Raw genomic sequence first — 14,224 nt, forward strand, 5'->3', positions numbered from 1 at the left:
CCGAAAGCTTAAACAAACTAAACATTAACTTGCATCTACCGTGAAACTATTTCGCTCATTTGATGCCCGACTGCGGCAAAACCTGCTGATTTTATTATTTACAGCAGGTTTATTATTCTGGTCTAGTATGGGTTCGTTACTACCAACGCTACCGCTTTACGTTGAGCATGTGGGCGCTACCAAGCAGCAAATTGGCATTGTTATGGGTAGTTTCGCCATCGGACTGTTACTATCTCGTTCTTGGTTGGGAAAGACGGCGGATCGGCGAGGTCGTAAAATTGTCTTGCTCATCGGTACACTGGTAGCAGCGATCGCACCTTTTGGTTTTTTGGTTGTAAAATCGATTCCTCTGTTGATGGTGCTGCGTGCTTTTCACGGCATTAGTATTGCTGCTTTTACCATCGGCTTTTTAGCGCTGGTAGTAGATTTGTCAGATGAAACCAATCGCGGTGAAGTCATCGGTTACATGAGTTTGGTAACTCCAATCGGCTTGGCTATCGGACCTGCTATCGGCGGCTATTTACAAGCTGCGGCTGGTTACACGGCGTTATTTGTCTGTACAGCAGCATTAGGTGGATTGGCGGCGTTATGTGTGTTAGCAATCGTTAATCCACCAGTCAAAACTACTGAACCGAATGAAAATAAGAATAGTCAACTATGGCGAATCTTGATTAGTCCGAGAGTGAGAATTCCGGCTGCAATCATGTTTGCGATCGGCTTGGCTTTTGGTAATTTGCACACTTTTGCGCCGTTGTATATCAAGTCAACTGGAGTCGATTTGAATGCAGGATTGTTTTACACGGCGGGAGCGATCGCTAGTTTTAGTGTACGCTTATTCGCGGGTCGAGCAAGCGATCGCTTCGGTCGTGGTTTATTTATTACCATCAGCTTAGTTGTTTACACTATAGCGATGTTACTGATGTGGAAAGCAAACAGCGCCCCTACTTTCTTATTTGCAGCAATTATTGAAGGTGCTGGTGCTGGTACTCTCATGCCGATGATTTCCACAATGGTAGCCGATCGCGCTCTACCCCAAGAAAGAGGGCGGATGTTTGCTGTATGTCTTACAGGATTAGATGTGGGAATAGCGATCGCAAGTCCAGTTTTCGGTTCGATTGCCGAACAAGTAGGCTACCGCGATATGTTTAGTTACGCTGCTTTGATAGTTTTTCTATCACTGATAATTTTCATCACCATGTCTAGCAAAGACTTAGCTAACTCATGGCGATTTGCGATCGGTCGCACTCCAGATGTCTACGCCTTAAAATAAGTTAGGAGTTAAGAGTGAGGAGTTATGAGTTGAAATTCCTCACTCTTAACTCTGTACAGACGCTCCGGAACCGGAGCGTCTCTACTCCTAACTTTTAATAAACGGGCGAGGAGGGATTCGAACCCCCGACACCGTGGTCCGTAGCCACGTGCTCTAGTCCACTGAGCTACACGCCCTAACAAAAAAACATCATAACACATCCCAACCAAATGACACAAGATAATTTTTCAGATAATTCTGTCAACCTAACTCATCTAGATCGTCAGGGACGCTCCCAGATGGTAGATGTATCTGACAAAGCAGCCACAATCCGCCAAGCCGTAGCTACAGCCAACGTGCGAATGTTAGGCGAAACCTTTGCCGCAATTGAAGCTGGAAATGCTCCCAAAGGAGATGTATTGGGAACTGCGAGGTTAGCAGGAATTATGGCAGCTAAACAGACATCAGCTTTGATTCCTTTGTGTCATCCTTTGCCACTGCAAAAAATTGAAGTGCAGATCGTACCCGATCCGCAACTACCCGGTTATCAAATTTACGCCACAGTCAAAACCAAAGCGGAAACAGGGGTAGAAATGGAAGCTTTAACCGCCGTTTCCGTTGCGGCTCTAACGTTGTACGATATGGCGAAAGCTTTAGAAAAGTCGATTCAAATTGAATCGATTCGGCTGGTAAGCAAGATGGGTGGAAAATCAGGAGATTACTTGACGCAAAAATAAAATAGCAATCTCAAATCATTCCTCAACATTGCATGTGTGATGTTCATTGTTGACAAGCATATGCATTTGCTATCTCTATCAAAAGAGTTACCCAAATTTACCTTTATTGGCTGAGGAAAAATCACAAAAATTATCTACAAAATTTACTTATTTTTGTTGAGCAAAAAATATTATGTAAAACAGTGATTTAAGATACTGAAAATTCTCCAAAAAAACTCATCAACCAAGTGGATGAGCTAACATTTTGCCGTTGATAAATTGAAGTTAAAGAACAGAATAACCATTGCATCAGATAAATATAGGAGGTAAAAACATGGCAATAGTACGTTTTGACCCTTTCCGGGAAATTGAGCGTTTTGACCCTTTCCGGGAAATTTCTAGTATGCAACGTGAAATGAATCGCCTATTCGATCGCATGATAACTAGTGGCGATGGCGGTGCAGAGATAGCTGGGTATTCTTTTATGCCTGCGGCAGAAATCCATGAAACTCCAGAGGAAATTAAACTTAAGGTAGAAGTTCCTGGGTTAGAAGCTAAAGATTTGGATGTGAAAGTTACCACCGAAGCCGTTGCTATCAATGGAGAACGCAAATCAGAAATTAAGCACGAAGACAAAGGTGTGAAACGTTCAGAATTCCGCTATGGCACATTTCAACGGATCATTCCTTTGCCTGCACGCATCCAAAACGATAAAGTACAAGCTGAATTTAAGAACGGTGTCCTGTGCCTGACATTGCCGAAAGCTGAAGAAGAAAAGAACAAAGTTGTCACAGTTAGTCTGAACGGACAAAATAATCAGGCTATTAGCGGACAACAAAACGGACAAACTCAGCAGCAAGAACAACCTCAAGCTAGTTAACGCTCGGTTAACCTTAGTACTTGCTTTGTGTTAATTAGCCTTCGATATTTCTGGCAGTTTTTCTGAAACTGCCAGAAACAAATATATACCAAGATTGACAGGACAATCACCACGAACATATTATCCTGTCAATTTTGTTTTTGCTTGCTCATATATGAATGAATAATTGATATGAGGCGATCGCCAAACAGAAAAAGGCGATCGCCTCCATACGTTTTATGGTAAGTTGTCTGGATCAACACCAAGCCGATCGCAAATACGCTGCCAATTGTTCAGCGCGTTGGCGTTCTTGCTGTAACAACAATTCTGGTTGTTCAGCGCGTTGGCGTTCTTGCTGCTTCTGCTGTTCTTGTTCGATTGAGTTCAAAAAGAAGGGTGTGGGGGGTTGGGTGTGGGGTGTAGGGAGTTGGGAGTGGGGGCCTTACCCCGGACACTGATTTAAGACCACCAAATCTACGATTTTGCTGGGGGCTTGTACCCTTTATTGGTTCGGGTCCTGGAGTACAAAAATATAGCTTTCTTTTTTTTACCCACACCCCACACCCGAAACCTGCAACCCTGTTTTGGTCAACTGAGCTTTTCTATGCTTTCATTATATTTGTTGGCAAGACAGCAATAACACCGATAAAAATCTTAGAATTAATCAGAAAGCAATTTTATTAAAATCTGTAACAAAGAATTATGCCTCCTCGTTGGCCTCGTCAACCCGATCGCAATGACCCAGATTACCGTAAGTTAGATGACAGAATGAACTTTGCCATGCATGTGGCGATTTTTGCGCCGATAAACTCTGGTTTGTGGTTTTTTCACAACTTCAAAGCAGCGACTTGGGAGTGGCTGCCTTGGTTAACAGTCGGTTGGATAGTGGTATTGTTAGCGCATCTAATTTATATTAGTGCGATCGCCGATTACTCACAAACACCACCAAAGTCCACCTGAAGACGGAATCAACAGCTAGGGCGATTGTATCTTGTGGCAGTAGAAATAAGCCGAATAATTAAGCAATAATGATAATTAGCTTGAGATTTCACGATCCTTATCTGGGGTCATTTGTATGGCTAAAACTAATACCACAGAAATACTAGAAGCCCTAGCATCTGAAATAGGCGAAAACGTATATATAGATATTGCTAAGTGGCATCTTTATTTATCAAATGCCAAACTGCACACCGTCGTTGCAGAAAAGATGTATCCTTTACTTACCTCTAAGTCCGTGGATGAAGACCAAATAATAAAAGTCTTGGAATCCATTCCCGTAAAAATTGGCGGTGGCAAACGCGAACTTCCTTTAATTGATTTATTGCCGCTACAATGCCAAGTTAATCTTGTAGATATCTTGGAAAAATATCAGACCGAATTTTAATTTTCCGTTGCTTGTTGTCGGGTAATTTGCCATTCAAAATCCTCTATCAAGAAAGTTATTTACTAGTGGTGTAATGGCAACACTACATTGATACCGACACAAGTATATATACGGTTGAAAAAATTAGTCGAATTTGCTTTTGAGCAAGCATTCACTAATACAATTTTGGATTGTGAATTAGGCTTGTAGTTTGCGTCCACCACTACAAGTCATTAAACAATTCAAATAAGCGCAAATGCGGGTTTATAATTAAACTTGCAATTAGTTGTCAAGTCAATTTCAGGAGGCTAAGAAGAATGCTTTTACAAGTTAAAGATACTGGAACTTTGGTAGAAGTTCTTAAAATTGAGGAATTAATAGACCCTAATACTGATGTTATTCACGGAAAAGACCAAGAAGGTCAAGAAGAACAAGACCCTGAACCTATTAAAAAAGAAAACTTAGTTTTTCCATCAGGTGAAAGTATACCACGTTGTTGGGTTGATGCCAACTATCAAAAAGCATAAGCTTCATAAGTGATAAAAGCAATTTTGTGTCTTGCAATTGCTTTTGGGATCGCTTTTTGTTGGTGTAGAATACGCGCAAGAGGGCACAATAATCTTAGTTGTGCCCTAGGATATTTGCCCAGTAGTCTAGTACAGTTCGGCTTAAATAAACAGACCATAATTGTGGGAGAATAAATAGTAAGGTCAAAAACTGTTTTGGCTAAGTACTAAGGAATGACGTTGTGGTAAGATTAACTCCAAAAATATTAAATTTAAGCATCGCCATCACCATCAACTCCAACAGTTGATTAACAGACACAACACGCCGCAACAGATAGCGCTACGAGCAAAAATAATTCTCATAGCATCTGATTCCTCAATTTTCTTGACTACTTTAATAAAACAATGGCTAAACCTTTTAAATGGAGAGATAAGGGTAAGTCTTGGCTATTTAATGGTCTGTTTATTTGCGCGCCCGCTCTACTAGTCATTTTTTACTCCTGACTCTCTTTATTACTTTCATAATTTTCCTTCTGAGTCTCACCATACAATCTGTTTTAGCAAAAACCCATGCAAAAGCAATTCCTAAAGCAATTCCTTCAGCAAATGCTAAAGCAATTCCTGAAGTATATATTAAAGCAAGTTTTAAAGCAGATGTTAAAGGAAGTTTATGAGTAAGTCCTAAAGTAAGTATTTCGACAAACTGTCTTAAGAAAGCAACTAAACAAACTAAAGCAACTAAAGCATTTAAAGAAATCCACCAATCATATTGAAGAAATGTAATTGCTAATTTCATGTAAGAACGACGATGCCAAGCTTGGTAAAAAGCTGAATAAGGCATATTTTGGGCGCAATGCGAGATAACTCCGTAACGGTCATCGTTTGGTTTGGAGTCACTGCCCAAGTCAATGACAACTTTCGCCATCTGATCTGCTGACAAAATCTTTTCTAAGCTACGTAGCGCTTGATGACGGGTCATCATATTTTCATGCCAAGGCATTATATTTTCAATATTTTCAATATTTTCAATATCTTCAGCCCTTAGTCTGTATTTATCCTCAGAGGTGGCGATTAAGTTGATCAAAGCTGCGATCGCACGCTCGTTGCCAGGATCTATTTTCCCTAAGCTAAATGCCGCTTGCCAACGGATGCGTTCATCCTGTGAGGTGGCGATTGAGTTTACCAAAGCTGCGATCGCACGCTCGTTGCCAGGATCTATTTCCACCAACCTTCCTGCCGCCCAACTACGGGTGAATTCATGCTGTGAGGTGTCGATTAAGTTTAGCAAAGCAGCGATTACAGCATTTTCGTTGCCAGGATCTATTTGCTCTAAGCTATATGCCGCTAGCGAACAGGTGAATTCATGCTGTGAGGTGGCGATTAAGTTGACTAAAGCTTCTATCGCAGTTTCGTTGCCAACAGCTATTTCCCCTAAGCTTTCTGCCGCTTGCCTACGAGTGGATTCATCCTGAGAGTTGGCGATTAAGTTGACCAAAGCTTCTATCGCAGTTTCGTTGCCAACAGCTATTTTTCCTAAGCTAGATGCCGCTTGCCTACGAGTAGATTCATCCTGAGAGTTAGCAATTAAGTTGACCAAAGCTTCTATCGCAGTTTCGTTGCCAACAGCTATTTCCCCTAAGCTTTCTAACGCTGCCCAATAGGTGTGTTCATACTCAAAAGTAGCGATTAAGTTGACCAAAGCTGCGATCGCAGTTTCGTTGCCAACAGCTATTTCCCCTAAGCTATATGCCGCCATACTAGAGATGGATTCATACTCTGAGCGGCTGATGAAGTTGATTAAAGCTGCGATCACACGCTCGTTGCCAGGATCTATTTTTCCTAAGCTTTCTGCCGCTTGCATACGGTTGCGGATTTCATTTTGAGAGTTGGCAATGAAGTTGATCAAAGCTGCGATCGCTCTTTTGTTGCCAACAGCTATTTCCCCTAAGCTTTCTAACGCTAGCATCCGGGTGTAGTATTCGTCGTCTTTACCCTGAGAGGTGGTGATTAAGTTTAGCAAAGCATCGATGGCTTTTCCACGATGAATCTGTTGCAGTGCTACCCTTGCTCTATCTAGAAGCTCTCCATAATCACAACTCCACCGAACAATGTGTGCTACAACTTCATCAGTTCTGGAACATTCTCTAAATTCGGCAATTCCTGCTGCGGCTAAAAAATAAGCTTGATAATGATAAAATCCTCTGCATCCATCACGAAACTTTACTAATGCTTTTATAAACTCTTCTTTCTGCTTTCTTTTCACATCCTCTCGCCCCAGCCACAACAAAATCACCTCTTTCCATTGCGATTCAAATATTGGATATGGCTTTTCCCTTGTATGTTTATCTTTTACAGGTTTATTTTGGTGTGCGCGAGGCAAGAAAAAGTCCCAATCATTAACACTTAGCGCTGCAAAATATTCCTCAAATGTGGCGTGAAAGAAAGCATAAACCTTTTCATTTGATTGGGATTCAACGGCAATTCCTACATGATTCAACCAACCAAGTTGCTGGGCTTTGTAAAATGAAGAATTTTCATCATCTGGTGCGCCTAATTCCTCGATAATAAAACTTTCCAGCAACCGGAATCGGGGAACACCCTCTTGAATATCCCGTAGCGCCAAACGTCCCAATGCATTGTTTAATTTCTTTTGTTCTGTAGTGCTAATAGAAAAACAGTTTTGTTTCCATGTGTAGATTTGCTGCACAAACTGCTGATAAAGTCCCGCCTTTGTCTGTGGTAAATTTCCCTCCTCACTCTGCCAAGTGCTACATAATAGCATCAACCGTAGAGGATTTTGTACCAAGTCTCGCAAGCGTCCCCGTTCAGCTTTATCTAATTCTGCTTTCAACCGTTCCCCTTTGGATAGAAGAATCTCAGTTTCTTGAAGAAACCGAGGTTCTGAGGCAGCAAAAAAATTATCGATAAACTGATGCACTTGCTTGGGATAATCAAAGTCCAGCAAACGATAGGTTTCAAAGGTTTCTAGCGCATTGTAATCCGCTTGCCAGACATTTAGCCGACAAGTTAGCACCACCCGTGACTGGGCAATCCATCCTGTAAGTTTCTGGGCGAGTGTTTGCAATGTTTGCACACCTGATACAGCTACTTCATCCACTCCATCCAACAACAACCAGACTCGCCCTTGCTGAATTTGTGTTGTCAATTCTGCTTCCGCTTGAATCATCTGTGTTTGTGGAACAGCATTCTTAAGCCAATTTTTGAATAAATAACTTTGTAAATCCGTCCAAGAGCCACTTCGCCCCAGATCAGCAAGCGAAATCCAAATTGGGAAACCTAAGTTTTTCTCTAATACCCAAAAGGCGATGCATTGCAGCAGAGTTGTTTTCCCTGCACCTGGTTCCCCAATTAAGGCGATGTACTTACCCTTAGTTTTGCCTTTCCCTTGTTCCAAGATTTGAGTCAAGAAAGCTTCATGCTCAAATCGCTGCTTTTTCTCATACTGCGGTTCATAGAGACGCGTTCCCGCTTCTGGGGAATATTCGCCCAGGTTGCGTTTCTCAGGTTTTGTTCGCTGCACTAGCGCCAGGGGAACATAAATCTGCTCTCTTTCTAATTTGGCAGATTCATCTGGCATTGAAGGATTGCTGGTGAGTCGCCGCCGGGGTTCCAGCAATTGGCGGCAAATTTCGTGCCAATTAATGGGAGTCGCACCAGAATTATCAGAAACACCAATGTTTTGATTATGTATGTTTACTGTGCTGTTATGAGCAACAACCCCTATTTTTTCGGCAAACTTACCAGTGTCTTCAGGCATAGTCAGTTAAACCATAATCAAAATGACTGGTTTTGAATTGAACCCGTACCACCGACCACAACTTGCCCAATTTTTTCTGCTAACTTTTGCAAGTTTGGCATTGTTGGCTGTTGAGAGCTAAGTGTATTTTCTACTTCTTGGACTTGTGCAGCCAGTTTTGGATTAGCTTTCGCTGCTGCTTCTACTTGCACAACTTGTTGAGCAATTTCTGGATCTTTGTCTGCTGCTGCTTTCAGTTGCAGCACAGCTTGTCCGTAATCTAATCTCTGCTGTTCGTTACCTTCCGTCGCATTGGTTAGTAATGGTAACTTATTCTTATGACGAAGCTGTTCGATTAACTTGCGACTTTGCTGCCATGCAGCATCTCCAAGATTTTCGCCAGTTTTTTCCAGTGCTTTTGTCAAAAGTAGGGTGGCGATCGCCGTAGCTACTGCCGTTAGAGTAACTGGTTCCATAAACCATCTGGTTATAGATATTTTTGTATTATATATACCGTAGCATCTACCAGTTTTTCGGGAATAAACCTAGTACCGATGCCGAGTCAGTCAAAAATCACGCATTTAAAAGACTTATACCATAAGCTTTTGGGTGATTTTTAATGGTAGCTTTATTTCCGCCGCGTTGTACTAATAGGGTGCGTTACGGCTTAAAGCCTAACGCACCCTATAATAACTTAAGTGCCACTTGATGATGTGGCTTTTTCTGTTATCACTGGTTCATCAGAACTACCAGAAAATCTCTTAGCAATCCAATAAGTAAAGATGTGAGAAAGCAATCCTAAAGGACCAGCAAATAAACACAGCGCTAAAGAATGAATTGTCCAAATACCTGTTTTCTGTCCTTCCCAATATATCCAGCGACCGATAAATAAATCCATTACCAAAAAATGAATCCAACCTGTTGCAGCCGCTTTTTCATCTGCAAAAAATCGGGCGATATCTGCTAATTGAGGATTTGATAAAGCTTGGGCATTTTCTGGTGTAATGCTGCTAAGAAATAAGTATAAATATACTCCAGCTAACGCTACAAAGGGTAAATATGATTCCATTACCCGTTGCGTTACTTTCCAGTTTGGTAATAGAATCATCAATGCCCAAAAAGGCAAAACGAAAATATTAGCTATGTTGAAAATTTGAGAGATTGTCATAGTGAGTGGGGGGAGGGGGAGAGTAGGGGAGATGAGGGAGATGAGGGAGATGAGGGAGAATAACTCCTGACTGCTAACTTTTAACTCCTAACTCATAAAGCTACAAGTTGGGATTCTATTTCTGAGGATTTCAAGTCGCGACCGATGAAAACTAAGCGGGTTTGTCTTGCTTCTTCAGGTTGCCAAGGGCGATCGTAAAATTGATCGAATCGGGTTCCGACGCCTTGCATGACTAAACGCATGGCTTTGTTAGGGACTGCGACAAAGCCTTTTATTCGGTATATCTCTTGCTGTTGTGCGATCGCTTGCAACTGCTGCTGTAATTTTTCTGGTTCAAAAGCGCGGTCTAAAATTACGTGAGTGGAGATAATTTCTTCATCGTGTTCGTGTTCTTCTTCGGTGTCGTGGTGACTGGGACGACTATCTAAATTATCTTCGACGGCAGCGTTTAATCCTAATAATATAGATGAATCGAGTTGAGCGCCATCGCTCTCCACAATCTTCACTACTCTCGGCAACTCTTGTTTAATTAACTCTTCAACTTGCGCTTTTGTCTCATCATCCACCAAATCGGTTTTATTTAACACCACTAAATCAGCACAAGCAAGTTGATCCTCAAACAGTTCTTGCAACGGTGTTTCATGTTCTAAACTATCATCTGCCTGTCGTTGCGCTGCCACTGCTTCCGGGTTGCTGGCAAATGTGCCTGATGCTACTGCTGCACAATCTACTACCGTAATTACCGCATCGACTGTGGCGGCGTTGCGGATTTCTTGCCAGCGAAAAGCCTTGATTAACGGCTTTGGTAAAGCTAAACCAGAAGTTTCAATCAAAATACAATCGATGCGATCGCGTCGCTTAATTAACTGCTGCATCGTCGGGAAAAATTCTTCCTGTACAGTGCAACATAAACAGCCGTTGGTTAATTCAAAAATATTACTGTCGCCATCTTCCGGGCAAATTTGACAGGATTTCAACAATTCGCCATCAATCCCAAGTTCGCCAAATTCGTTAACTAAAACGGCGATGCGTCTACCTTGGTTGTTTTGTAGTAAATGGCGAATTAGGCTGGTTTTGCCACTACCTAAAAAGCCTGTAATCACGGTAACGGGGATTTTTGCTGCCATAGTTTTGCCTGATTTTCTCAGTATAGTAAGTTTCACGGATTACACATCAAAATACTGAGGTTAAGCTGGTCTTGATTATTAGACAAGATTGCACTCATTCTCCTAATACCCCACACCCACCCCTCTACCACGGGGTAGAGGGGAGACTTTGACTCACGTCACTCGTGGGGGTGGGGTTCTTGCTTTTGATTTATGCAAGAAGTCTATTGACTTAGTTATTTTAAGCTGAAAATTTATGCAAAAGTCGAAAATATTGACGTTGCTGCTGAGTTTAGGTTTTGCCTTAGTTCCGCAAATTAGTTTGGCACAAACAGCGGAGGAGTTAGAACAACGAGCTTCAGCTGCCGAGGAAGTTAAAAATTACGAAGAAGCGGCAAAAATTTGGCAGAGTGCGATCAAAGGCGATCGCAACAATAGCTATGCTTACATCAAGTTGGCAGATATCCTTTCTAATCAAGGCAAGATTGAAGATACAATTGCTGCTTATCGCCAAGCACTACAAATAACTCCGGAATCAACAGTATACATCAAATTGGCTGATTTTTTGGCAGAGAAAGGACGAATCAGCGAAGCAATAACAGCTTACCGCCAAGCTATCCAACTAGATTCCACGAATGATACTGCTTACATTACTTTAGCCAGTCATTTATTGGAGATGGGCAAAGTAGAGGAAGCATTAACAGCTTACCGTCAAGCTGTTAAACTGAAACCCGAAGCTGATAATTACAACTCCTTAGGTGATGCGCTTCTCAAAACAGGTAATCGAGAAGAAGCAATAACAGCTTACCGTCAAGCTTTGAAACTCGATCCAACAAGTTATCATGCCCTTAACAGCTTAAGCGAATTACTGGAATATTCAGAAGTTGCTGCTATCTATCGGCAAATAACTACAACCAACTCTAAAAATGAGACTGCTTATGAAGCTTTGGCGGAACTATCGACAAAGCGGGGCTTTATTGATAACGCGATGCCTGCGGCAAGCCGCTTTGCGTCTACGCTGCTTATCGGCAACTTATACAAATCAAGCCTGAAGCTTCAAACTATGCTTCCTTAGGCGATGTATTGATGTTACAAAGCAAATTCACAGAAGCGATCGCCTCTTACAATCAAGCGGTTGCCAAAGAACCCACCGACTCTTATTACAGCAAATTGAGTCAAGTGCTGACTAAACAGGGAAACTTAGATCAAGCGCAGCAAGCTTGTCAAAAGGTAGCTAAACTTGGTGAATCTTACGACACCTGTTCAATTACAAGTTTGGCGCTTTATCAGCAAAAAGGATTTCCTGCTGTCAAAGCTTTTTATACTCAGTTAGCTGCTGATATTCCGCCCCGAAAAATAGCTGAACTTTATATCAAATTAGGTAACGAGATATTTTATAATGATGGCGCAAAACAAGACGCAATGGCAGCTTTTCGGCAAGCACTGCAAGTAGATCCAAAAAACGCCGATGCCCAAAGCGCACTCAAGAGTTTGCTAGCTAATTAGATTCATATTTAGTACGCAAGCCTTCGGTGGTAAGTACGCATCAATTAGCGTACCTGCCGCTTTTTCTAAAGATACTTCCGCAACTGTACCAAACAATCGGCAAGGAATTCAAGTCATGAAAATAGGAATCATCGGTAGTGGCAACATGGGACGTTCTTTAGGTATTCTCTGGGCAGAACAGGGACATCAAATATATTTTGGTTCCCGCGATGCGGAAAAAGGAAAAGCAGTGGCAGAATTTGCACTCCTAGAAACGCAAGGTGGTACAAATGATGAGGCTGCGGCATTTGCTGATGTGATTTTGTGGACAGCACGCGGTGTTATGCCAAAGGAATTGCTATCTAACGCTGAAGTTCTCAACGGTAAAATTATCATTGATTGCAATAACCAAGATATCCCCTCTGAATTTGCTTATCCGGCAATTGAGGAATCGTTAGCAGAAAAGCTAGCAAAAGAAGTTCCAAATGCTCGCGTGGTGAAAGCATTTAATACAATGGCACAGGAACTATTTGAATTAGCACCTGAACCGCTTAAAAATTATCATGTTTCGGTTTTTGTTGCTGGGGATGACGAACAAGCCAGAAAAACAGTAATGCAACTGGCATCAGAAATTGGATTTGTACCACTCGATTGTGGTGTTTTACGTAATGCCCGATTAGTAGAAGGCTTAGGTGATTTCATTCGCCTAATCATGATTGGTCAGCAACAAGGTTCTTATGCAACTATCTCTGTGAACGTTTTACCTGCTGCACAAGAACAACGCTTAGGTGGACGGCAAAATTCGGCTTTGAAGTGAATTTAACTAATTAATACTGTAGGGGCGACTTCTTTGCGATCGCCTGATTCAACTAAGACAATCTCAAAGATGTCGCCCCTAAAATTTACAAAAGTATTAGATAATCGTGTTTACTCAGCAGTAGCCAATTCTTCTGTACTACCACGAGTACGACGCCGTGTCAAACTATTAAACAGCATCAAACCGATCGCTTTAATCAAATTGCCTTCTAACTCTTGGAACATCTTCATGTTCAGCCCAAAAGCCGCGTTAGCTTCATCAACAATGCGATCTGCTGTCGCATCATCAATCGGCAACTCATTCATAGCCGAACGATATTTGGCTTTAAAAGCCTTCTCGTCCGGAATATCCGCAAACTCATAAAAAGCAGTACCTTGCCCATCAGTTAGGTTCATCCCCGTTACCGCGATGTTTTTCAGAATTTGTCCTCCTGATAAATCGCCAATATAACGCGTGTAAGAATGAGCGATTAACAACTCCGGTTCTTTTGCGGATATTTCTCTAATGCGCTGTACGTAAGCTTCACCCGCAGGCGATAATTGAATTTGCTCCCGCCAATTAGCACCATAATAATAACCCAAGTCTTGCTCTAGGCTATGCTTGCGGTTTAACTCATGGAAGTTAATTTTGGAAACAATCGGATGATTGCGATGCTTTTCTATCTCCTCTTCCATCGCTGAATAGATAAAGTAGAAGTTGCCGACTAGCTTACGGTAGGAGTTTTTTTCTACCACTCCTTTTAAAAAGCACTTGACAAAACCGACATTCTCTGCCATTGTGTGGGCTTTTTTAGTGCCTACACGCAATTTGGTTGCTAAATTGCTGCTCATACTAAATTTCTCAACTTTAAAGGGTCAACTGCCAAAGTCTTGATTTACCGACGGCGAAAAAGCTACTAAAAGCCTAGAGTAAAGCTAATTGATGAGAATTTTCATTAAAATTTCTTAAGTCGTAATATTTTGTATTATTTGACACGGCAAATTCTCTAGTTAACAGCAGCTATTTCCGGCATTATTTTAAGATTTGTTTCAATTAGCTAAATTTTGTCTGAATTATGAGTTGGGTATTGGGCAGGGGGCATGGGGCATGGGGCATTGGGCATGGGGCATGGGGGAAAAATTCCTCTCACCCTGTCCCCCTGTCCCCCTGTCCCCCTGTCCCACTGTCCCCCTGTCCCCCTTTCCCCCTTCTCCCCCTT

General features: G+C 41.9%; 15 protein-coding genes and 1 tRNA gene. 9 read left to right on the forward strand and 7 right to left on the reverse strand.

Going from position 1 to position 14,224, the window contains the following annotated elements; genetic code table 11:
• Positions 1 to 40: 40 nt before the first annotated feature.
• Positions 41 to 1,270 carry an MFS transporter gene (locus tag AABK37_RS10175; RefSeq protein WP_432551450.1) on the forward strand — a complete coding sequence of 410 codons (1,230 nt, stop codon included), beginning with the start codon at positions 41 to 43 and terminating at the stop codon, positions 1,268 to 1,270.
• A gap of 102 nt (positions 1,271 to 1,372) precedes the next feature.
• Here the strand turns inward: AABK37_RS10175 and AABK37_RS10180 are convergent.
• Positions 1,373 to 1,446: transfer RNA gene (locus AABK37_RS10180), tRNA-Arg, on the reverse strand.
• A 33-nt stretch (positions 1,447 to 1,479) separates the two neighbouring features.
• On the opposite strand from AABK37_RS10180, the gene moaC reads away from it, so the two are divergent.
• Both moaC and AABK37_RS10190 read left to right on the forward strand, forming a co-directional pair.
• Complete coding sequence (gene moaC, locus AABK37_RS10185) at positions 1,480 to 1,986, forward strand: cyclic pyranopterin monophosphate synthase MoaC (RefSeq protein WP_432551451.1); 507 nt, start codon at positions 1,480 to 1,482, stop codon at positions 1,984 to 1,986.
• Positions 1,987 to 2,299: 313 nt separating this feature from the next.
• A complete protein-coding gene (locus AABK37_RS10190) occupies positions 2,300 to 2,845 on the forward strand; it encodes an Hsp20/alpha crystallin family protein (protein ID WP_432551452.1) in 546 nt (181 codons plus the stop codon).
• Positions 2,846 to 3,080: 235 nt separating this feature from the next.
• On the opposite strand, the gene AABK37_RS10195 is transcribed toward AABK37_RS10190, so the two are convergent.
• Positions 3,081 to 3,212 (reverse strand): hypothetical protein, encoded by a 132-nt coding sequence (locus AABK37_RS10195; protein ID WP_432551453.1) that lies wholly within the window; start codon positions 3,210 to 3,212, stop codon positions 3,081 to 3,083.
• Positions 3,213 to 3,526: 314 nt separating this feature from the next.
• Between AABK37_RS10195 and AABK37_RS10200 the strand changes: the two genes are divergently transcribed.
• The 3 genes from AABK37_RS10200 (at position 3,527) to AABK37_RS10210 (ending at position 4,714) form a co-directional block, all read left to right on the forward strand.
• Entirely contained in the window at positions 3,527 to 3,784 is a 258-nt protein-coding gene (locus AABK37_RS10200; protein WP_432551454.1) for a 2TM domain-containing protein, read from the forward strand.
• A gap of 115 nt (positions 3,785 to 3,899) precedes the next feature.
• Entirely contained in the window at positions 3,900 to 4,208 is a 309-nt protein-coding gene (locus tag AABK37_RS10205; RefSeq protein ID WP_432551455.1) for a DUF3181 family protein, read from the forward strand.
• 296 nt (positions 4,209 to 4,504) lie between these two features.
• Positions 4,505 to 4,714 carry a hypothetical protein gene (locus AABK37_RS10210; RefSeq protein ID WP_039754750.1) on the forward strand — a complete coding sequence of 70 codons (210 nt, stop codon included), beginning with the start codon at positions 4,505 to 4,507 and terminating at the stop codon, positions 4,712 to 4,714.
• Between the two features lie 466 nt (positions 4,715 to 5,180).
• Here AABK37_RS10210 and AABK37_RS10215 read toward each other — a convergent pair whose 3' ends face one another.
• The 4 genes from AABK37_RS10215 to cobW all read right to left on the reverse strand — a co-directional run bounded on the left by AABK37_RS10215 (position 5,181) and on the right by cobW (position 10,745).
• The gene (locus tag AABK37_RS10215; RefSeq protein ID WP_432551456.1) at positions 5,181 to 8,471 is read right to left on the reverse strand and encodes a HEAT repeat domain-containing protein; all 3,291 of its coding nucleotides are present in this window, start codon (positions 8,469 to 8,471) and stop codon (positions 5,181 to 5,183) included.
• A gap of 17 nt (positions 8,472 to 8,488) precedes the next feature.
• Entirely contained in the window at positions 8,489 to 8,926 is a 438-nt protein-coding gene (locus AABK37_RS10220; RefSeq protein ID WP_432551457.1) for a hypothetical protein, read from the reverse strand.
• A gap of 218 nt (positions 8,927 to 9,144) precedes the next feature.
• Positions 9,145 to 9,618, reverse strand: coding sequence for an ABA4-like family protein (locus AABK37_RS10225; protein ID WP_432551458.1), 474 nt, complete (start codon positions 9,616 to 9,618; stop codon positions 9,145 to 9,147).
• Positions 9,619 to 9,710: 92 nt separating this feature from the next.
• Positions 9,711 to 10,745: a cobalamin biosynthesis protein CobW gene (gene cobW, locus AABK37_RS10230; protein ID WP_432551459.1), complete on the reverse strand. Its 1,035-nt coding sequence runs from the start codon at positions 10,743 to 10,745 to the stop codon at positions 9,711 to 9,713.
• A gap of 235 nt (positions 10,746 to 10,980) precedes the next feature.
• Between cobW and AABK37_RS10235 the strand changes: the two genes are divergently transcribed.
• The 3 genes from AABK37_RS10235 (at position 10,981) to AABK37_RS10245 (ending at position 13,026) form a co-directional block, all read left to right on the forward strand.
• A complete protein-coding gene (locus AABK37_RS10235; protein WP_432551460.1) occupies positions 10,981 to 11,799 on the forward strand; it encodes a tetratricopeptide repeat protein in 819 nt (272 codons plus the stop codon).
• Positions 11,800 to 11,810: 11 nt separating this feature from the next.
• Positions 11,811 to 12,230: a hypothetical protein gene (locus tag AABK37_RS10240; protein ID WP_432551461.1), complete on the forward strand. Its 420-nt coding sequence runs from the start codon at positions 11,811 to 11,813 to the stop codon at positions 12,228 to 12,230.
• Between the two features lie 115 nt (positions 12,231 to 12,345).
• The gene (locus AABK37_RS10245; RefSeq protein ID WP_432551462.1) at positions 12,346 to 13,026 is read left to right on the forward strand and encodes an NADPH-dependent F420 reductase; all 681 of its coding nucleotides are present in this window, start codon (positions 12,346 to 12,348) and stop codon (positions 13,024 to 13,026) included.
• A 110-nt stretch (positions 13,027 to 13,136) separates the two neighbouring features.
• Here AABK37_RS10245 and AABK37_RS10250 read toward each other — a convergent pair whose 3' ends face one another.
• Positions 13,137 to 13,856: a heme oxygenase (biliverdin-producing) gene (locus tag AABK37_RS10250; protein WP_432551463.1), complete on the reverse strand. Its 720-nt coding sequence runs from the start codon at positions 13,854 to 13,856 to the stop codon at positions 13,137 to 13,139.
• Positions 13,857 to 14,224: the final 368 nt, after the last annotated feature.

The sequence above is a fragment of the Tolypothrix sp. VBCCA 56010 genome (genome assembly GCF_050875635.1).
In the GTDB taxonomy this organism is placed as follows: domain Bacteria; phylum Cyanobacteriota; class Cyanobacteriia; order Cyanobacteriales; family Nostocaceae; genus Hassallia.

Excerpts from the sequence above, each read along its gene's own strand:
- AABK37_RS10240 (WP_432551461.1), top strand. The coding sequence starts at position 11,811 with ATGTTACAAAGCAAATTCACAGAAGCGATCGCCTCTTACAATCAAGCG.
- AABK37_RS10245 (WP_432551462.1), top strand. The coding sequence starts at position 12,346 with ATGAAAATAGGAATCATCGGTAGTGGCAACATGGGACGTTCTTTAGGT.
- AABK37_RS10220 (WP_432551457.1), bottom strand. The coding sequence starts at position 8,926 with ATGGAACCAGTTACTCTAACGGCAGTAGCTACGGCGATCGCCACCCTA.
- AABK37_RS10210 (WP_039754750.1), top strand. The coding sequence starts at position 4,505 with ATGCTTTTACAAGTTAAAGATACTGGAACTTTGGTAGAAGTTCTTAAA.
- moaC (WP_432551451.1), top strand. The coding sequence starts at position 1,480 with ATGACACAAGATAATTTTTCAGATAATTCTGTCAACCTAACTCATCTA.
- AABK37_RS10215 (WP_432551456.1), bottom strand. The coding sequence starts at position 8,471 with ATGCCTGAAGACACTGGTAAGTTTGCCGAAAAAATAGGGGTTGTTGCT.
- AABK37_RS10190 (WP_432551452.1), top strand. The coding sequence starts at position 2,300 with ATGGCAATAGTACGTTTTGACCCTTTCCGGGAAATTGAGCGTTTTGAC.
- AABK37_RS10225 (WP_432551458.1), bottom strand. The coding sequence starts at position 9,618 with ATGACAATCTCTCAAATTTTCAACATAGCTAATATTTTCGTTTTGCCT.
- cobW (WP_432551459.1), bottom strand. The coding sequence starts at position 10,745 with ATGGCAGCAAAAATCCCCGTTACCGTGATTACAGGCTTTTTAGGTAGT.
- AABK37_RS10250 (WP_432551463.1), bottom strand. The coding sequence starts at position 13,856 with ATGAGCAGCAATTTAGCAACCAAATTGCGTGTAGGCACTAAAAAAGCC.
- AABK37_RS10200 (WP_432551454.1), top strand. The coding sequence starts at position 3,527 with ATGCCTCCTCGTTGGCCTCGTCAACCCGATCGCAATGACCCAGATTAC.
- AABK37_RS10205 (WP_432551455.1), top strand. The coding sequence starts at position 3,900 with ATGGCTAAAACTAATACCACAGAAATACTAGAAGCCCTAGCATCTGAA.
- AABK37_RS10235 (WP_432551460.1), top strand. The coding sequence starts at position 10,981 with ATGCAAAAGTCGAAAATATTGACGTTGCTGCTGAGTTTAGGTTTTGCC.